Raw genomic sequence first — 19,762 nt, forward strand, 5'->3', positions numbered from 1 at the left:
GTGCGCGCGATGAAAACTCCCAAAGTCCGCCACCAGCTATTTCTGCCCGAAGAATTAAGTGAGCGGCTCGAAAAACTCGCAGCGAAGCCCGGCGCATCCAAATCCTCGATCCTCGCCGATGCGCTGACCGCCTGGCTCAACCGGCAAGCGGCAAGCGAGTTGGAGATGAAGTTCGCGCATCGGCTCGACCGGATGTCGATGGCTTTGGGGCGCATCGAGCGCGACGGCCATGTGCTGCTCGAATCGCTCGCGCTGTTCATTCGCTACGAACTCGCGGTCACGCCGCCCTTGGCTGAGAACGATGCGGCGGGCCGCGCGCAGGCGCGCGAGCGCTTTACCGCCTTTGTCGAGCGCGTCGGTGCAGCAATGGCGAGCGGCGAGAAGAGTTTTAAGCCGCCCGAACTGCCGTACGCCGATCATGCGGGAGACCCATCATGAGCGGTACTCCCGAACGCCTGTCGGATGCGCGCCGCCGTCGAGCGCGGGATCACGCTGACTGCGCTGCTCGCCGCGCGCGACACAGATCCAACCGGGCTACGCGATGCGGCTTTGCTTTCGCTTGGTTACGATACGGGGTTCCGTGTTGCTGAGCTGGTGCGCGTAAAGGTCGAACATATCGGTCGAGCTGAGAAAGATCTCGAGGCTGGAAGGCTTTTCATTCCCACGTCGAAGACCGACCAAGCAGGGAAGGGCGCTTATGCCTGGGTCTCGCCCGACAGCATGCGCCGGATCGCCGCCTGGCTTAAGGTATCGGGAATTCGCTCAGGGCCGGTGTTCCGGCGGGTTTCGGTTCGCCGGCGAAAGGCAAGAGAAGCCAAGCGTCCGGCGCGGATCGGCAGTTTGGCTTCTGGAGCGGAGCTTACCGATGAGCGAATGTACGGGCGGGCAGCACGGGCTGCGTCGATCAGCTATGCGATTGGTGAGCTTGCGCTCACTCCTGCTCGCAGTTCGGCTGATTATCAAACGCACTGCTCTGCGCGCGGCTGATCTTGGGCTGGTCGAATTGTATGGTAGCGCACTTAATGAGGCGGTTTCCAGGCTCAGCACGCACTCGCTGCGTGTGGGCCTGACGCAGGACCTATTTGCGAATGGGGCCGATGCGGGCCCGATCGCACAAGCGCTGCGTTGGACGTCGACGGCTATGGCGCTGCGCTACGGTACCGTAAGCTTGCGCCGGAGAGCAACGCGACCGCACTGATGCTGAGAGATATTCGTTCGTGATCCTACTCGTCGCTTTTGGGCTGGGAAATCGACAGAGCAATTCTGGGCTACGCGGAGTTTGGCTGAGCTAGGACCACAGTGTTCCTGTCAGGATCACTCATATGAGAGATCGTTGCTGTATCTCCAGCCATCGTTTCACCTATATCTAGTCAAGCGTCGGCCAAGCGTTTCAACTCCGCTTCGATGTTGCTGACGATAAGCGTAAGATATCCATGCCTCGCGTCGGCCTCGTTCCGAAAGAGCTGGAAGCAGCGCTTTCTCCATGGTGCCATTCCTTTAAGTCATCCATAGGGGCTTTCTCCGGTAAACGACCGAACAGCTTTGCGAACCACTCAGTGCTCCGCTCAATGTCGGAGCAACTTAGCTGACCGAAGATTTTCTGAAGGAGCATGAGCGTTCTCCTTGCTACGCGCCCTATCAAAGCTGGGGCAAAGATTACAGCCCGCGGCATGAGCAAAAAGAAAGCGCGACCGGAGAGGTTGGGGACGTCAGCAATGAAGAGCGGAGCTGGACATCAATTTCGGCGAGAAGACTGTGCTGCGCGGCTTGAAATTGACATCATCTTTGACGTTTCACACATGAAAAGAGAGATTGTCACCATTGGGTTGGATTTGGTGAAGAACGTGTTTCAGGTGCACGCAATTGGGAGCGATGGCGAGATTCTCGTCCGACGGAAGTTGCGGCGCTCTGAAGTAATTTGCATCTTCTCGGATCTGCCACCCTGCCTGGTCGGCATGGAAGCCTGCGCATCGGCGCCCCGCCACTATCCTTGGCACTGGCTCCATTACCGCATCCGCCATTGCCGCTGCCGTTCCAGACGCGTCGCTTTGCCGATCAGGGCGACGGTTACCTCCGGCAATTGCTTGTTGTCGGCGCAACCGCAGTGATGCGCATGGCGCGCAAGGATGCCTCTCGCCAAGCTTGGATGGCATAGTTTCTCGTGCGCAAGCCGACGAAGATCGCAACCGTGGCGCTTGCAAACAAGACAGCGCGTATCGCCTGAGCGGTGATGACACGGAAGGACGTCTACGCAGCCCCTGTCGTGCAACAACTATCCTCGCCGGTCGCGCAATCGCTACCGGCAGGAGGGCGAAAGGACAGCTCAGCAATGAGGACGAACTGGTCAGACCGGGGGTTGGTGAAACCCAGCGGGTCACAGCGCTTCGAGCGCGATGACGTGATTTGGGAGCCGACCTGCGGACTTCATCAGGGCCAGCAGCCATGCGGTGCTGCGCAAACAGGCCGAACACATGTATGCACCTGACCGAAATCATCAGTGCAGAAAACCCTTGCGCAGCAGAGGCCGTCCACGACATCACGTCAGAGGCCACAGCAAAAAAGTAGGGGGACTAAACTCTCAATTGACATGCTCTAAAGAGTCGGAATTGTACACTAGCCCGCTTTGCACTGTGTATTTCAGAGTTATGGTGTTGAGAATATCCTCGAGCGGATTCTCGTCCAAAACTATGAAGTCTGCAATCTTTCCGACTTCAAGGGATCCCAGGTCAACTTGGAGACCAAGCTTCTCCGCGTTTGTCATTGTTGCAGATCTTAATGCCTCCGCTGGGGGCATTCCCCCCTGTGTGAGGAGCCACATTTCGGTGTGAAGTGAGGCACCGGGCCTATTATGAGCACTAACGCCTATATTCACCCCTTTGAACGACGCATTGGCCGCCTGACGCGCCACTCGCGAAATTCGGTGAAGCTCAAAAGGAATCTCTGGTGTTCGGCGCGTGGGCCGTATGAACGGCTCATATGTTGCGTATTTTTCTTCTTCTGACGGCCATTTTTCAAGGACATGCGCCCAGTAGTAGTTTTGCATATCAGTTGCCTTCGCGACGCTGCTAATTGCGAGGACAATGTTGGGGGTCCAAACAAAGCCAGTCTGGCGGAGCATTTCGGTCACATCTTTGAAGAACGGGGCGGGTATATAAGGGTGGTCACCGCCTGTGAAGCCATCGACGACGTTCGTCATCATGCCTTGATAGCTTTCAACATGTGAAACAATTCCAACGCCGCTTTCTTTAGCGGCGAGAGCCAGCCAACGGCGCTGCTGGCGGGTTGGTGTATTGTATTCCTTGAGGACGGTGGCCCCTAATTCTCGATGGCGCTCAACTGTTTTCAGGGCGCTGTCGTAACTGGTCAATATGCTCCACGGGTAACCGACAGCGCCAGGTCCAGCGTGGATCGTTCTTGGACCAAAAAGCCTACCGGACATCTGCAGATCAGACAGTGCTGTGTTTCGGTCGCCCATCCTTTCCCCTGGGATCCAAGCAGTCGTTACACCATACGCTAGTGCAGAAAGATCATGAAAACCTTTGACCGGGATTGCATTGGCCGAAAGGTTCAGTCCACCCAATCTGTGGTAGTGAGTATCCATGAATCCTGGGACGATCGTATGGCCAGCTACATCGAATGTAAGTGCGTTCGTCGGGATAGCGATATCGGCTGCATCGCCGATCGCCACGATACGGTCTCCACTGGTTACAATTGTGCCACTCTCATAAACTTGTCCGGCACCCTGATCACCTGACATGGTGATGATTCTAGCACCGGTAAACGCCAGCAATTTCTCTTCCACTGGGCCGGGAAGACTTAAAGCAATTGGTATATCTCTCGTATGACTATCAAATAGATCTTTTTCGAATACGGTGTTAGCAAAACTGAAGGACAGGCGGTGTGAGCTAGACCAACTCGGATAATGACCGCCGTTATTGCTGATCTTTCGTGCGCCAAACGAATTGGGGCCGATTATTTGATCCACTCCAGAGGTATCAAATGGAACAATCCAAACGTCGGTGTCATCAGTCTTGAAGGCTAAGTAGGAAAGATCTTGAGACGGAATTAGTCCTACAACATCTGATGTTCCATAGGCCAAAACTCGACGACTATTTCCATCTATTGTAACCTCTTCGAGTCTTGACCGCTTCTTTCCGTTTTTCGAACCGGGCGAGTTAAAGCGAATAAGTTTACCGTCAGCGCTGAAACGAATGTGACGGGAGTCGAGGTCAGAAGCCAAGGGAACGTCCGTGGAAGGAACAGTTGCAATCGGGCTAAACTCAGGTTTGTCTACGGATAACCAGCCGACATGTGCCTCCGAAGTTCCGCCCGCCAATTGCTCTGCAACGACCGCAATCTTGCGTCCGTCGGGCGACCATACTGGCGACAAATATCGCACACCGTCCGTGTTCAAGAGTGTTCTAGAATTTCCTCCGTCTAGCGGCACCAATTTGAGTACGGAGCGTCCGCAGCAGTTCAACGCATCCGACTGGACAAAACTGACGTATACCACATCACTGCCATCCGGAGAGATTGTGGGCATGTATTCGAAATCTGAGGAATTGGTGAGGGGCGTGATTTCTCGCGAGGTCACATCCATTCGCCAAATAGATCCTGCAGCCGAGAAAACTATCGTCGAACCATCTCCGGATATTTTTGGCCACCGAATTGCCTTAATCTGGTTAAGCTGAGTTATCTTAACCTTTTGAGGAACGATCTCGTGGGAATACTTCACGCTCAACATGCACATTAAATTCTATTTCGTTAGGCTCTCCTCCACGAATAGAGACATGCCAGATCTTACCTGCGTGCGAATAGATAAGTGCGGTATCATCGTGCGTAAATGCGTAGTTTGGTTGCATTTCATTGATTGAAATGATTGATGAGTCGTCGGCATCCTCGAGCTCTGCTACGTGCCAATCACTCTTTGAGGACAAGTCTCTGACGCGCAACTCTGTGGTGCGATCTGCGTATTGGCGTTTGTAAGCTACTAGCCGCCCGTCGCGGGATGTTTGTGGCTTATATTCATTCATGTCCAAATTTTCAGATGTCAGCCGGACGACACTTTGTGAGGCTGGCGTCAATTGAAAAAGGGCAGTGGAACTCTTTCCCCTTGAGTACTTGGTCATTGAGAAAAAGACCCTGTTGTCCGCTGCCTGAGCGCCAGAAAACATTCTAGTTGCGTCGCGATTTTTCTCGTAGGTGACCATATCAATCCAGGGTTCCTGATATTCCTGGTACGCCATGGCCTCGCCAGTTGCGGGATTGACTTCATGCAGCACGATTTCACTCATGGTTGCCGCATCATTTATGCCGATGATTATCCGGCTACCATCATTCGTAAAATTCGGGGTCCCGATCAAATCGCGTTCGAAAGCCGTGACTTGCTCGATTTGTTGATCAGAAATACGAACACGCCATAGATTAATAAACCCCACGCGGTCACTGAGGAAGTAGACCCATTCACCGCTCGGATCTACGCGCGGTGCGCTGTCCCACGCTGGACCATTTGTTAGTGGTTTCGCGTCTCCGCCTTGCATGCCCAAAACATACAGGTCGCCTAATAGGTCAAAAACAAGCCCTTTGCCATCCGGGAGCGCATCGATGCTCATGAGCGTGCCTTCGTTTGTCTCGAAAGCTATTGTCCTGATTTCTTGGATCGAATCTTCCGATTGCGCATTGATTGGAAATGCTTGGCCAACTTGTGATACTAGAGACTGGGTCTCTGAAGCCATCAGCGGGGTCGCAATCAACATTGCGACCCCCAGACAGATCTTCAATAAGGCGTTCCCGACCCCGCAACGAACAGATTTTTGAGTCACAGTTACCATCGCTTGGAAACTTCGAACGCAACAAAACGGCCCAATGGATTCCCGTTCGCAAGATCATATCCAACAGCTCGAACAAACTCCGAGTTCAATGCGAACGGTGGATCATTGTTGAAGATGTTGAGTATATTTAATGAGAAGCGCGTTCCATTCAGGAGCCCCTCACGATTCTCGAACGAATAAGCCAAATTGATGTCGAGAGTTGTTAGAGCGTCTATGGGCTCGGCAGGCGATACGATGTCGTTCTGATATCCGTCCTGATAATTGACGAATAGACTCGCCGAAAAGTCCTCCCTGGCAATGGTCAAATTACCTCGTGCCCTGAAATCAATTGGGTTGCCTAGGGTATTCAATGTTTCGATAAATGTAGAATCTGGAGTTATCGCGTTCTCCAGATTAAATAGGTAATTAATATTAATGGCTGTTGAAAGTGTGCCAATATCTGTCTCTTTCGTGTAACCTAATTGACCATCAATACCATTAATTCTCGTCTCTGAAATATTGGAGATGCGCGCATCGGCTATAAGTCCAATTGGAATTGCTCCGGAAAGTATGTCGTCGATCAAAACTCCTAGAGGATTTGAAAGCTGTGGAGAAGTCACTAGACCGTCCACTTGTTCTTGAGAGGGATTTTCATTTAAGAGACTGGAAAATTCAGGCTCGAATAAACTTGATATATTCGATATTGGACTAACAATCCGGTCAGTGAAGTCGATGTCAAAATATGTAACCGAGATATTTAGCCCATTAACAAGCTCGTCGCCGACGTCGAATCCTACCGTCCATGTTGACGCTTCCTCGGGCCCAAGAGTTGGATTACCCGACCCCAACAGCAACAGCGCGTTCACTGGGAACCCAAGAACTCCGGCAGGAATGGGGGTAACAGATCCGCCCTTGGAGTCGAGCTGTGTGAGTAACGGTGTGCGGAACGATGTGCCAAAAGTACTTCGTACATTTAACCCTTCGATTGGGGACCAGGCCAAACCGAATTTGGGGTTCACAGTGGTTCCGAAGTCACTGTACTCTTCGACCCGTGCCGCCAAATTGACGGTTAGGCTGTTGAACCCAGCGATAGCGTTGCGTGAACTGAATACCGGAATCGAGATTTCTCCGAATGCCGCGAGTACATCACGATTCAAAGTTTCAGTAGGGCCCAGTACTGGTGCTCCAACGGTAAACCCGCTGAAGCTTGCGGAATCCAAATTCTCCTCCCGATATTCCGCACCAATCGCCAATTGGACTGCACCCCCCGGCAAGTCGAACAATTCTCCATCGGCATTTACAAGCAAATTACGGACGTCCAATTTGAGCTTCGGGCCGGCAGGTGTGGCGTCTATTACCAGCGCATCTAAAACTGACTGTGCTGTATTCGAACCGTCTCCAAAAGGATTGAAGGCGCTGTCAGGCTCACTAGCAGCGAGCGCTGTAGTCAGGGCATCCAAATTGATGGTGTTGAACCTCTTCTGTGACCCCTCCTCTTGTGCATACATGCCCGTAACACTAACGAGCCATGTATCACTTAGGTCAAGAGACGCGCCTGCAGTCAGACCGAAGTTTTCGCTAACACTATTGAAACGACCTACGCCGATATCGTCTATAAATGAGTATCTGAGCACACTAACTGACGTTCGCCCCGAATCAGAAGGGTCTACAAAAAATGGGTTAGATTGTGGAACTCTGAGAGTCCGGACAGAAGGGGCTACACTGGAGCTTTCCCGCCATGAGTATCGTCCCTCAAGGAACAATTCAAAATTTGAGCTGAGCTCCTGGTTCAAAACACCAAAAACGCTGTGACGCTCCTGTGAGGGAAGTATCGTCGTTCCCTCACGCTCATTTATCAGATTCTCTGTATTTGCCGCGAAATCCGATGCACTAAGATTCGTGCCATCTTGACCGGTTGGAATCGCGAACAGCTGCCCACCCGCCGAGATTGTTCCAGGATTCCCGCCTGCACGCCGCAAATCGGGTCCGCCAATTGATGTTAAGTCATTGCTTGCGGAAAAACTGCGATCAGCACTTAAAAGCATATCACGATTGAAGAATTCATACGAGACTAGTGCGTTACCGCCACCCCAAGACCTGCCAAAGGTTTGGCTGAGCCTCACTTCATCAAGTCCGCCATCAGTTACTGTCCCATATCTTAGTCGGGTCTCGGCTCCATCGAAATCTTTTCTCAAGATGAAATTTACGACCCCAGCAATTGCATCCGAACCATAAAGTGCGGAAGCTCCGTCGGTAAGAACTTCAACTCGTTCCAGCGCCGTTACTGGGAGCGTCGATATATCAACGAACGCACCCTGCGTTCCGCTTGGAGCAGTCCGCCTCCCGTTGACCAGAACCAATGTCGATGTAGCTCCTAAGCCTCTAAGATTTACTGCAGAACCACCAAAAACGTTGCCAGAATTTTGCTCCTCATTGGCAAAAGTCTGGCTCACGTCGCCAGGAAAATTTTGCGGAATGCTATTAAGTAATTGCTCAACATCACCAAAACCAGACCTTGCAATTTCATCTCGATCGATCGAGATTATGGGTGCGGATGCGTTTTCTACTCCGCGCAACAACGTCCCCGTGACAACGATCTGGTTGCGATTTTGCTGATCATCCTCGTTCTCGACGTCAGCTTGATCTGAGTCCTCATTCTGGCCTTGGGGACTCCGTAGGCGAACTCTGTTCGATGCTCCCTCCTGCCCCCCAACGCCCGCGTAGCTAGCGCCCACAAGCAATGTCCCGTCGCGATTGCGTCTATATGTGACACCGCTACTTTGCAGCAGCATGCGGACAGCCTGATCGGTGGAATATCGCCCCTCAATACCGCGCGTTCGCTTCCCGCGTAGCTCGGCGCTGTCGAACAGCACTTCGACGTTAGCCTGAAGCGCAAGGTCAGTGAGCGCGTCATCCAAGTCTTGGGCTTCAATATCGAACTCGACTGTTGCCGTCTGTGCCTGCGCCGACGCACCCGCCAATGCGATGGCTGCGACTCCAGCAAGTGCCGATACCTTCAGATTCATCCCCCAACCAAATTTCATTCTCCAACTCCCCAACTCGAGCGTGATTGTTATGCGGGTTAGCCCGCCCCTCAACTTTTCAAACGCAAGGGGTCGCGAAACTTACAGCAAACTGTCACAAAAAGTTCGTGGGTGGGCGCACTCGATCAATGGCTCGAAGGCTAATTGGCCCATTCGAGGGTGATCTCATCGTCGCCAGTCTCTTGCGCTTGCAGCGGATGCATCGCCTCAATCGCGCCCACGAAAGTGTAGGCGCGACCTGTGCGAAAGACACCGCTAACCGTAAGTCCATTGATCCGCGGATCGGGCGCGAGCACGATCTTCCGCGAGGAGTATAGGTTGAGTTCCGCGACCACGTCCGGCAGCGGACGGTCGCGGAAGATAAGCTTACCAGTCATCCAGCTGGTTTCGTCTGCTATCTTGGCCTCAGCGATGGCGGGCGCCTCAACGGCTGTGTCGATCAGCTTCTCGCCCGGACGTAGCGAGAGAGTTTCCAGTCTCTCAGCTCGTTCACCTCGGGAAATGTCGCCAGCAAACAGATCGACATCAACGCGCCCCTCGACAAGCGTTACCTCGACCGTACCTTCTTCACGGTACCGCACATCGAACTCGGTCCCGACTGCAACGATACGTTTGTCATTGGCGATGACGACAAAAGGTCGCGTTTCATCCTTCGCAACCTTGAAATAGGCTTGGCCGCCAGTGAGCACGATGCGCCGCTCATCATCCGAAAAGGACACTTCGATCCGGCTGTCAGCATTGAGCGTGACCTCGCTGTCGTCGAGAAGCGTGATTGTCGATTGTTCCGCGATAGCTGTCGCAAAGACTTTAGGCGTGGGAGCGGTGAGCTCAGCGATGATCTCAGTGCCAGGCACAGCATCGGTCCGGGTCAGAAGCGTGAATGACAATCCTATCGCGAGCACAAGGCTAGCCGCCAATGCGGCGACACGCGGATTGGTGAGACGCCAGAACGAGGGCTCGGTTTCTTCTCGAGCCTCCTCGGCAAGCGCGAGCATCTCCGGATCGTCGAGCAGGCGATCCATCATCGAGTTGCCACGCCTTAGACGCTCGTAGGCTTCCTGATGGGAAGGATTGGCATCCTTCCACTTTTCGAATGCTACCTGGTCTTGCGGTGTTCGGTCCTCAGATTGCAGGCGAACGAGCCAGAATCCGGCGACATCGTCGATGTCGCTCTGGATCTCCTCAAGTGCTCTCTTCGTCATCTGCCGCTTTGCTGAATGCCTGTCCGAGCCGGGTTTTCGCAGTCGCAAGATGCTTGTCGATCGCGCTTGTCGAAATCCCGAGACGGCGAGCCAGCTCCTTTCTCTTCATCCCCTCTACTTGAAAGAGGAGATAGATTTGCCGTGTCTTGTCGGGAAGCGCGTACAAGGTTCTCTTGGCAAGTTCGAGCGCTTCCTTGCCCTCTATAACGCGCTCGGCATCAAAACTTTCAGGAGAATGGGCGAATTCATCGAACTCGGCATGCTGGCGATCGGGCCGCGCCTTGCGGCGGCGCAGATGGTCGATCCAGACGCTGTTGGCGGTCTGCATGATGTAGGCCGCATTCTTCTGCGTCTGGTCTTGGCCGTCGCGTTTCAGGAGTTTTTCGAAAACAGCCTGGGCCAAATCCTCCGCGGTCGAGCGCTGCGCGCCGCGGCGCATGAAAGCTCTGACAAGCGGGGTCTGGTACTCGCTCACATAGGCGGCATAGACCGCGTCGCGGTCGAAATTGTCACGCTGTGGCGACCTTGACGCCATTGCTCAGATCGAGCCTCCTTTTGACCAGATCTGTAGACTCCCGTCTCGAGGATCGAATGTCCAGCGCAGCCGCCATTTTTGGCAATGCTCTGCGAACAACAGCGGCATTTGAGTGACACTCTTCCCGTCGTGGAGCCGGTCAGACCACCGAGATCGGCCTGACATGTCATCGCCTGGTGGCTCTTTTGGCTCGTCAGAGTTGAAAAGCAGATTCACTATCATGACGCCGCCGAAGCCATGGGCTCGAAAACGGCTGTCCTCGGATCACCCTGATAGCGCTTAGCGTAATCATCGATGCTGCCTGCCAATTCGCAGATGGATTCAATCAGGTAGTCGCATTCGAGATCGCTCATCAGCGGCGAGAAGTTCACCCGCACGAACCCGGGCTTTTCGAGTTCGTGCCCAGACTGGATGGCGCGGCGCATTTCCTCCGATTGCTCGCAGGTGATATCGAGCAGACGGTGGACATAGGGGCCCGCGCAGGCGCAACCGCCGCGCGCCTGGATGCCAAAGCGATCGCTGAGCAGTCGAGTGACCAGCTGGTGATGCACCGGCTCTCCGCAACTGTTGGTCAGCTGGAAGGAGATGATCGGCAGTCGCGGTCGCTCGGGGTCGCCGAGGACCTTGACCAAAGGATGCTCTCGCCATGCCTGCAGAGCGCATTGGGCCATCGCTTCGGCTCGGTTGTCGGCGTTTGTTTCTTCAAGACATGCACGCACGATCACGGCGAGCGCGGCACGAATATCGGCCATGACATTGGGCGTGCCCGCTTCCTCGCGTGCCGCGACGTCGGCAAGGTAAACATGGCGCTTGGGCGAGACGAAACTCACCGTTCCGCCCCCAGATGCGGTTGGTGTATCGATTTCAATTGCATCGCGGCGCACGACAAGGACACCCGAGGCACCGGGCCCGCCAATGAACTTGTGCGGCGAAAAGACGATTGCATCAGCGCGTACTTCCGGCGCATCGCCCATTAGGACGGGCGCATAGGATGCCGCGCCGGCACAATCCCAGATGAGTAGGGCGCCGTGCGCTTTGACCTGTCGCCCGACGGCGTCAACATCTGTCATCGCTCCGGTCACATTGGAGCCGGCTGAGAAGGCGCAGACAACTCGGCGACTTCCGCCTCGCGCCAATTGCAGCTCGAGCACCCGCCGATCAGGGCCACCTTGCGGGTCTTCGGGCAGTTCGATCACCTCAGCGCCGCTTTCTCGCCAGGGTAGCAAGTTGGAGTGATGTTCATAGGGTCCAAGCAGAACGAGCGGGCGTTCGCCAGTCTCATCCCGCTGATCGCATTCGAAGAGGCGCACGAGCTTCTGGATGCCGGCGGTCGCGCCTGAGCCAGCAAAGATTACAGCATCGCTTTCGGTCGCACCGCAATGGTGCGCGATCTCGTTGCGCGCAGCCGCACGCAGGGCATTGATCATCCGACCGCAAAAGGAGGCCTGTGTGTGCGGATTGGCATAGATGGGAAGAACGTGCTGGAAGATGAAGTATTCAACCTGACGCAGCGCGCGTCCCGATGCGGCGTAATCGGCGTAGAGCATGGATTTAGGGCCGAACGGCCCATCGATGACGAGATCCTTGCCGATGATCCCCTCGGAAAGCGTGCCATTGGCAATCGCGGTGCGGACAGTCGCGCGAAATTCATCGAAAACGCGCTGCGCCCACTCTTTGGCCGACGCGCGGTTCTGTAAGCTCTGGATACCCATTACATAAAGTTCGCACGGAGAAAGCGCAAAATCATTACCCAAATGAGCCAGGGTCGGCTATTTGATGGGTCATATGACCACAAAGACTGTTGAAATCGACAATATCGATCGCAAAATGCTCGCGGCACTGCAGCAAGACGGGTCGCTCAGCCAACGTGCGCTGGCCGAAATCGTAGGCCTGTCACCCAATGCCTGTTGGCGGCGGCTGCAGCGCTTTCAGTCGGAAGGGATTCTGCGCGGGCAGCGCGCCGAGATCGACCTTGCGATCTTGGGCCTCGACCTCTCGGTGATCGTATTTATCAAGACACCGCATCATTCCAAGGACTGGTCGGTTCGCTTCAGAAATCATGTTGCCAAGCTACCGGGCGTGGTCGATCTCTATCGGATCGGCGGCGAGTGGGACTATATGATCAAGGTCGTGACCCGCGGGATCAGAGGCTATGACGCCTTCTACCAAGCTCTCGTCGACGGGTTCGAGCTCTCGACCGTAACCGGTCACTTCGTGATGGAAGAAGTGATCAGTGGTCAGGCGATCGAGTTGGGCTAACCAATGATCAAAGGTGATAGGACTTCCCTTAGCCTTTCCCATTGCAGAACGTTCTCTTGCGACTAAGGATCGAGTGCTGAGGCAGCCTGCTCGACGCGTTGCAACCAGCCAGACGGTGCGATCTTCGTTGTCCGGAAGATTCCGAAGAAGGCCTTCTGGAGATGATCGGTGATGGGGCCGGGCGCTCCGTGTTTCGTATTGCGACCATCGAAGGAGCGGATAGGCGAGACCTCTGAAGCGGTGCCTGTAAAGAAAGCTTCATCGCAAGTGTAGAGCCCTTCGCGCGGGATGGGCGCTTCGATCACGTCTATATCAGTGTCTTTAGCAAGCCTGATGATCGTGTCGCGCGTGATCCCCTGGAGAATCGAGGCACAGATGGGTGGCGTCAGCAGCTTGCCGGATTTCACCAGGAACAGGTTCTGTCCACCGCCCTCAGATACGCGTCCGTCAACATCCAAGGCGACTCCTTCGCCGAACCCATGCCGCTTGGCCTCCTGTGAGATGAGCACACCCGACAAGTAGTTGCCGCCCGCCTTGGCGGCAGCGGGAATCGTATTTGGAGCGACGCGAGTCCAGCTCGATACGCACACATCGACACCGCGCTTAACGGCGTCCTCGCCGAGATAGGCGCCCCATGGAAAAGCTGCGATCGCGACCTGAACCGGCGTCTCGTTCGAAGGCGCGATCGAAAGATCACCAAAGCCATAGAAAACAAAGGCACGGATATAGGCGTTGGCCAAATTGTTGCGCGCGACAGTTGCGAGGCAGGCCGCCTCAATCTCTGCTTGGCTGTAGGGGACCTCGCAATCATAGATCCGCGCGCTGTCGAACAGTCGCTCGATATGATCGCCAAGCCGGAAAATGACCGGGCCTGCGGGCGTATCGTAAGACCGAATGCCCTCAAAGAAGGTCGTGCCGTAATGCAGCGCGTGGCTGAGCACGTGCACATTGGCCTTGTCCCAATGGACGAACTCCCCATCCAGCCAAATCTCTTTTGCCTTTTCGATTGCCATCGCTCTCTCGTTTCTGGTTCTTTTGGATGTCAGCGCGCGAGGCGGATGCGTCGCCCCGGCGCAATTTCTTGCGCTGCCGCCACGATCGCATCGGCATCAATCATAAAATGCCGGTAGAGATCGTTCACGGTCCCGGTTTGACCGAAATGCTCGACGCCCAGCGGCACGGTCGGATGTCCTCCAACTCCGCCAATCCAGGCCAAAGTCGCCGGATGACCGTCAGTAACTGTGATGAGCGTCGCGTTGCGAGGCACCTCGCCCATCAATCGCTCGATCTGGCTAAGCGCACCCTTCTGCCCGCGCGCGCGGGCTCGCCGTGCCGCCGTCCACCCAGAATTCAAACGATCCGCGCTGGTCACAGCAAGCACGCCGATGTCGCGGCGGTCATTGCCGATGCGTCCCGCTGCTTCGATAGCCTCGGGCGCCACGCACCCCTGGTAGGCGATCACTACCTCGCAATTGGGTCCAGGCTGGCGCAGCCAATAGGCGCCATCGATCACGCCCTCGACAAAGCTCGCATCGTCGCGAGCCTTGTTGTGCAATTGGTCGAGGGCCCGGGTGGTGAGGCGCAGATAGACCGAACCACCGGTTTCATCGCGCAGCCAGGTCCGCTCATCGGGATCGCCTTCGCCATCGCGTTGGAGGTAATCGAACGCCCAATCCATAATGATCGAAAGCTCATCGAGATAGGCCGGTTCGAATGAGACAAGCCCATCCTGGCTCATGCCAATCAGCTGCGCGCCGATCGACTGGTGCGCGCCGCCCTCAGGAGCGAGCGTCACGCCCGAGGGCGTCCCGGCGATAATGAAGCGTGCGTCCTGATAGCGCGCGTAATTGAGCGCATCGAGACCGCGCGCGACGAAAGGATCGTAGACGGTTCCGACAGGTATCAGTCGCTCGCCAAACAGCGAATGCGAGAGGCCTGCAGCGCCGAGCAGCAGAAAGAGGTTCATCTCGGCGATGCCAAGCTCCAAATGCTGGCCGTCCTCGCTGAACTGCCATTTCTGCGCGGACGGGATCTGGCGATCGCGGAAGGTGTCGGCTTTGGCGTTACGTGCGAAAAGGCTACGTCGATTGACCCAGGGACCAAGATTGGTGGAAACGGTCACGTCGGGCGAAGTGGTGACAACGCGCTGCGCAAGCTCGCTCTCGGACTTCGCCAGCGCATCGAGGATCTTACCGAAGCCTGCCTGCGTCGAGAGTTGGCGATCGTTGAGGAAGATGGGGCCGGGACGCTCGACCTCGGGCGCTGCATGTCGGCGCGGATAGGTCTGGAAGAAGGGCGCTTCATCCAGAAATACCTTCAGGTCCTTGGCATTCTCCACTCCGGCCAATGGCTCCCATTCCTTGCCTTCGACAACACCCATCACTTTCTGGAACTCGGCCATCTGAGCTTTGGTCATTAGGCCGGCATGGTTGTCCTTGTGTCCGGCAAGCGGCGTGCCCCAGCCTTTAATTGTGTAAGCGAGGAACACGGTGGGTTGATCGTCGGTGATTGCATCGAAAGCCTCGGCAAGGGTTTCGACGCATTGTCCGCCCAAATTGTTCATTAGCGCGGCGAGTTCGTCATCGCTGCGCTTCTCGAGCAGCGCCGTGACGTCGCCTTGGTCACCGAGATCATCCATCAGCCGCTCGCGCCAGGCTGCACCGCCCTGATAGGTGAGCGCGGAGTACTCAGGGTTGGGGCATGTTTCAATCCATTGGCGCAACGCTTCGCCACCCGGCTCCGCGAACGCGGCGCACTGGAGTACGCCATGGCGCAGGGTAACCACCCGCCATCCGAAGGCTTCGAAAATCTTTTCGACCTTTTCCCATAGGCCTTCCTGGACGACGCCATCGAGGCTCTGGCGGTTGTAGTCGATGATCCACCAAGTGTTTCTTAAGTCATGCTTCCAACCTTCCTGGAGACATTCGTAGATATTGCCCTCATCGAGCTCGGCATCGCCAACGAGCGCAATCATTCGGTACCGAGCGGACGATCCTCAGCCCAAGGCTTTGCCGCGAGGTAATCCTGGACGAGCGAAGCAAAGGCGGTGATCGCGACACCAAGGCCCACCGAGCCGGTCGAGAAATCGACATCGTCGATATCCTTGGTGCGCGAGGGATAGGATTGCGCGCCGCCGTAGCCTCTGAAGTTCTCGAGCTTTTCGCGCGTCTGGTTCCCCATAATGTAATGCATCGCATGAAAGACGGGCGAGGCGTGCGGTTTGACCGCCACCCGGTCTTCAGGACGCAGCGCGTGGAAATAGAGCGCGGTCATGATCGAGACCATCGAAGCGCAGGACGCCTGGTGCCCGCCGACCTTGACGTCGCCCTCTTCCTTCTCGCGCAAATGGTTGGCGTTGTGGACGATCCAGGAGGAAAGCCAGAGCAAGCGTTGCTCGATCGTTTTTAGGTGTTCTGTCAATGTCGTCATTGTTCGTCTCGTTGGGCGATCCACATGGATAGGCATTTTAGGTCAGTGTCGCTTCGGCTCTGTAAAGCTGTCGGGCAACTGCGCAACGGATGCGACCAAGCGCTCGCGTTCGGCATATGTGCGTGTTCCAGTCCAATAGATGGTCCAAGCCCCCTGCTCCTCATTGCCGTCGGCGCGCTCTGTATAGAAAAGGTTGAACGGATTGGTGGTCCGCGCGCGCCAGACAAGTCTCGGGGCCGCCTTTGAAAGCTCGCTCCAAAGGGTGCGGGCCAGACCTTCGCCGCGCGCTTCAGGAGCGACTGCAAATTTGTCGAGATAGGTCATGCGATCCACGCGCGTTACAAGAGTGGCAGCCTCATACTCGCTTGCATAAAGGGCAAAATCGAGCCGTAGGCGATCCCACCAGTCTGGCCGGAGCGACCGCCCGAACGCACCTTCGATCAGACTGCTGCACCGCTCGGGGTCGAGCTCTTTCTTAGATTGCGCGAATTGAACGCGGTCATATTGCGCCAGTTCCATGAGCTTATGCGCGTTCATGACCCCGCTCCTGTACTGGGCAATCCATCGGCCCGATCGAACCGCATCAGCTGCCGCAAAGTGGGCGCAAGGCTGATGCCTTCGGCATCGAGCCAGTCATCATCAAATATTGTGTTCGCATAGCGCGCGCCGCTGTCGCAGATCAGCGTCACCAGGCTTCCTGTTTTGCCCACCGCGCGCATCTCTTCGGCCAGCGCAAGGGTCGCAAAAAGATTGAGCCCGGTCGAACCGCCCACGCGCCGCCCCAGCGTGTCAGACAGCCAATGGCTGGTGGCGATGCTCGCCGCATCGGAGATCCGCATCATCCGGTCGACCACGCTTGGCACAAAAGACGGTTCGAGCCGCGGGCGGCCCACCCCTTCAAGCCGCGAGGGCGCGCAATACGAAGGCACGCTGCCCGGATCCTCGAACCCGTCGAAAAACACCGAGCCCTCGGGATCGGCGACGCACAGCCGCGTCGCGCCATACTGGTCGGGGCGATAGCGAATAAACCGCCCGATCGTCGCCGAGGTCCCGCCCGTGCCGGCTCCGACCACCACCCAGCTTGGAGCGGGATGCGGCTCGCGCTCCATCTGCTCGAACAGGCTTTCGGCGATATTGTTGTTGCCACGCCAATCGGTCGCGCGCTCGGCGAAGGTGAATTGGTCCATGTAATAGCCGCCCGCATCATGCGCGATTTTCTCGGCGTAGTCGTAAATCTGCGCTCCGGGCGCGAACTCGCATGACCCGCCGAAGCGTTCGATCTCCTCGATCTTGGCGGGACTGGTCGCTTCGGGAACGACGGCGACAAACTTGAGGCCAAGCAGTCGTGCAAAATACGCTTCCGAAATCGCTGTCGAACCCGAGGACGCTTCGACGATCATGGTGCCGGGCCCGATCTTGCCGTTGCACAGGCCATAAAGAAACAGCGAGCGCGCCAGGCGATGCTTGAGACTTCCGGTGGGGTGGGTGGACTCGTCCTTCAGGTAGATGTCGATCCTGGGGAGGGCAGCGATCGGTAGCTTCAACAAGTGGGTATCGGCAGAGCGATGAAAATCGGCCTCGATCAGGGCGACGGCTTGGCGCACCCAGTCGCGGTCAGTGACCCCGATCGCCTCGCTGCACCAGGCATCGCCAAGGATAGCCGATTGCATGTCGTTAGAATTCGTCATTGGCCCCCTCCTGCAACGCTGCCGCGTTATCGTTGTCGCTGGCGGGCGGCATATCCAGCGCTCCGGCCTCGATCAGATGGCGTTCGATCTCTCCCAGATCGCCGAGAATGCTCTCGGTGGTGGGGATACGACCCGCGCCACGGGCGGAGATGAACACGCGGCGATCGTTATCGCAATACAGCACCACGCCGCAGAACTCGTCCTCGAGCGTATCCAGAAACGAATGAAACCCTCCCGTTTCCAGCGCAACGCCGATCGACGCGATCTCGCCCTCGCGCGTCAGCCGGGCGACCTGCTTGGGCGCGCGCACCGTGCGCAGCAATTCGTGCGCGGCATCGCCTGCGGGAATTGCGAGCGGCGCCTCCTCGATCTTCAAGTCACCAAAGAGATGCCGGGCAAGGATGCGCGATTTGGCCTGCGCGTCCTTGCCTGCGAGGTCGGCGCTGGGGTCTGCTTCGGCAAAGCCGGCATCGCGCGCGGCGCTGATAGCCTCCACGGTCGATTTGCCTTCTGCGATCCGCGAACCGATAAAATTGACCGTCCCGTTGAGCACGCCCTCGATCCGTTCGATCCGGTGTTCCTCGCTGATGGCATCCACCGTCTCGATGATCGGTGCCGCTCCGCCAACGCACGCCGAATACCTGAGCATTACATGATTGGCGCGCGCATGATCGAACAGCGCGGCCAGATCGCGCGCCACCGCCTGTTTGTTGGCGCTGATCACGTGGATCTGATGATTGAGCGCGCGCGCAATCAGGTGGCGCGCATCGGTGCCATTGGTGGCCTCGATCAGCACGTCAGGCTCGAGATGCGCGATCCGGCTGACATCGCTGATTAAGCGGTCGATGTAGGGGGTGTCTTTGTGCTTCTGCGCCCTACTGACCAACACGCCGACCAGCTCATAGCGCGCCGGCTCGGCAAGCAAGCGTTCGGCCACCCCGCCGCCGACCGTCCCGCAGCCGGCGAGCACGATCCGCAAGGGGCGTCGCCGGGGAGCCGGCAGGGGAGGGTTCGATACGGGCCCGATCCGGGTCGCGCCGACCTGGCCGATCCGTGCAACCTCGATCTCGACTGTGTGCTGCGCGGCGAAGGCCACCGCCTCGCTCTGCACCAGCACCCCGCCAATATCGCGCGCGGTCTCCCAATCGATATCGGAGTAACGCAGCGCCTGGGCGTCGAGATTGGGATCGCTGGTATAGAGCCCGTCGACATCCTTGATCAGCCGCACACCTCCTAGATCGAGCGCATAGGCGAGAAAGATCGCGGTCATGTCGCTGCCGCCGCGTCCCAGGAGCACAGGCTGCCCGCGCAGTCCGATCGCGTTATAACCGGGAACGATCGTCACCGCATTGCGCTTCATGGCGGCGCGCAGCACCGACGTTTTTGCACCGATCGGGACCGCGTGGTCGGCTTCGCCTTTTGCGCGCAGGTCGATAGCCTCGGGCGTCAGGACCTCGCATGGCAGGCCAAGTTTGTCGATCGAAGCGCGCAGCGCCTGGGCACTTCTCAGCTCTCCCAGGCCAACCACGCCGGCATAATCCGAACTGTCCGGAGTAAACCCGGTCTTCAGCGCGGCGGCGATCAGCCGGTCGGTATGCCCGTCGAAAGCCGAGACCACCGCAAGCACGGGGCGTCCTTCGCGCACGTAACGGTAGATCTCGCTCGCCACGAGAGGAAGCTCGGCGCTGCCCCTCAGCGCCGAGCTTCCAAACTTGAGGACTATTGGTATTCCAAACATCTTGCGCCAGCCTCGCAACAAAACCGAGCGCCGATGCACTTTGAAAAAGGGGCGGGA

At 56.8% G+C, this 19,762-nt stretch carries 15 protein-coding genes and 1 pseudogene; 4 read left to right on the top strand and 12 right to left on the bottom strand.

Annotated elements, in window-relative coordinates; all coding sequences use genetic code 11:
• Positions 1–9: 9 nt before the first annotated feature.
• The 3 genes and pseudogenes from AC0L39_RS03120 to AC0L39_RS03130 form a co-directional block, all read left to right on the top strand.
• Entirely contained in the window at positions 10–438 is a 429-nt protein-coding gene (locus AC0L39_RS03120) for a CopG family transcriptional regulator (RefSeq protein WP_473260671.1), read from the top strand.
• A gap of 24 nt (positions 439–462) precedes the next feature.
• A complete protein-coding gene (locus AC0L39_RS03125; RefSeq protein WP_473260673.1) occupies positions 463–987 on the top strand; it encodes a tyrosine-type recombinase/integrase in 525 nt (174 codons plus the stop codon).
• A gap of 957 nt (positions 988–1,944) precedes the next feature.
• Positions 1,945–2,224, top strand: a pseudogene (locus tag AC0L39_RS03130) (IS110 family transposase); the annotation flags it as partial.
• A 354-nt stretch (positions 2,225–2,578) separates the two neighbouring features.
• Here the strand turns inward: AC0L39_RS03130 and AC0L39_RS03135 are convergent.
• The 6 genes from AC0L39_RS03135 to AC0L39_RS03160 form a co-directional block, all read right to left on the bottom strand.
• Positions 2,579–4,744, bottom strand: a complete 2,166-nt coding sequence (locus AC0L39_RS03135; RefSeq protein WP_473260675.1) for an amidohydrolase family protein — start codon at positions 4,742–4,744, stop codon at positions 2,579–2,581.
• Positions 4,698–5,756: a TolB family protein gene (locus tag AC0L39_RS03140; protein ID WP_473260677.1), complete on the bottom strand. Its 1,059-nt coding sequence runs from the start codon at positions 5,754–5,756 to the stop codon at positions 4,698–4,700. The genes AC0L39_RS03135 and AC0L39_RS03140 overlap by 47 nt, the downstream gene beginning before the upstream one ends.
• A gap of 68 nt (positions 5,757–5,824) precedes the next feature.
• Positions 5,825–8,854: a TonB-dependent receptor domain-containing protein gene (locus AC0L39_RS03145; protein WP_473260678.1), complete on the bottom strand. Its 3,030-nt coding sequence runs from the start codon at positions 8,852–8,854 to the stop codon at positions 5,825–5,827.
• Positions 8,855–8,994: 140 nt separating this feature from the next.
• Complete coding sequence (locus AC0L39_RS03150) at positions 8,995–10,056, bottom strand: FecR family protein (RefSeq protein WP_473260680.1); 1,062 nt, start codon at positions 10,054–10,056, stop codon at positions 8,995–8,997.
• Positions 10,037–10,495 (bottom strand): RNA polymerase sigma factor, encoded by a 459-nt coding sequence (locus AC0L39_RS03155; RefSeq protein WP_473260681.1) that lies wholly within the window; start codon positions 10,493–10,495, stop codon positions 10,037–10,039. The genes AC0L39_RS03150 and AC0L39_RS03155 overlap by 20 nt, the downstream gene beginning before the upstream one ends.
• A gap of 314 nt (positions 10,496–10,809) precedes the next feature.
• Positions 10,810–12,303: an aminotransferase class V-fold PLP-dependent enzyme gene (locus AC0L39_RS03160; RefSeq protein ID WP_473260682.1), complete on the bottom strand. Its 1,494-nt coding sequence runs from the start codon at positions 12,301–12,303 to the stop codon at positions 10,810–10,812.
• A 73-nt stretch (positions 12,304–12,376) separates the two neighbouring features.
• Between AC0L39_RS03160 and AC0L39_RS03165 the strand changes: the two genes are divergently transcribed.
• A complete protein-coding gene (locus AC0L39_RS03165) occupies positions 12,377–12,850 on the top strand; it encodes an Lrp/AsnC family transcriptional regulator (protein WP_473260684.1) in 474 nt (157 codons plus the stop codon).
• A 62-nt stretch (positions 12,851–12,912) separates the two neighbouring features.
• Here the strand turns inward: AC0L39_RS03165 and AC0L39_RS03170 are convergent, their stop codons facing one another.
• Genes AC0L39_RS03170 through AC0L39_RS03195 form a run of 6 tightly spaced genes read right to left on the bottom strand, consistent with a single transcriptional unit; the run spans position 12,913 to position 19,705 of the window.
• On the bottom strand, positions 12,913–13,863 hold the full coding sequence (locus AC0L39_RS03170; RefSeq protein WP_473260686.1) for a branched-chain amino acid transaminase: 951 nt from the start codon (positions 13,861–13,863) through the stop codon (positions 12,913–12,915).
• Between the two features lie 29 nt (positions 13,864–13,892).
• Positions 13,893–15,824 (bottom strand): transketolase, encoded by a 1,932-nt coding sequence (locus tag AC0L39_RS03175; RefSeq protein ID WP_473260688.1) that lies wholly within the window; start codon positions 15,822–15,824, stop codon positions 13,893–13,895.
• Entirely contained in the window at positions 15,821–16,279 is a 459-nt protein-coding gene (locus AC0L39_RS03180; RefSeq protein ID WP_473260690.1) for a hypothetical protein, read from the bottom strand. The genes AC0L39_RS03175 and AC0L39_RS03180 overlap by 4 nt, the downstream gene beginning before the upstream one ends.
• Before the next feature lie 42 nt (positions 16,280–16,321).
• Positions 16,322–16,816 (bottom strand): GNAT family N-acetyltransferase, encoded by a 495-nt coding sequence (locus AC0L39_RS03185; protein ID WP_473260692.1) that lies wholly within the window; start codon positions 16,814–16,816, stop codon positions 16,322–16,324.
• Positions 16,813–17,967, bottom strand: coding sequence for a PLP-dependent cysteine synthase family protein (locus AC0L39_RS03190; RefSeq protein ID WP_473260694.1), 1,155 nt, complete (start codon positions 17,965–17,967; stop codon positions 16,813–16,815). The genes AC0L39_RS03185 and AC0L39_RS03190 overlap by 4 nt, the downstream gene beginning before the upstream one ends.
• Entirely contained in the window at positions 17,954–19,705 is a 1,752-nt protein-coding gene (locus AC0L39_RS03195) for an amino acid kinase family protein (RefSeq protein ID WP_473260696.1), read from the bottom strand. The genes AC0L39_RS03190 and AC0L39_RS03195 overlap by 14 nt, the downstream gene beginning before the upstream one ends.
• Positions 19,706–19,762: the final 57 nt, after the last annotated feature.

The sequence above is a fragment of the Erythrobacter sp. K21-9 genome, from assembly GCF_055808355.1.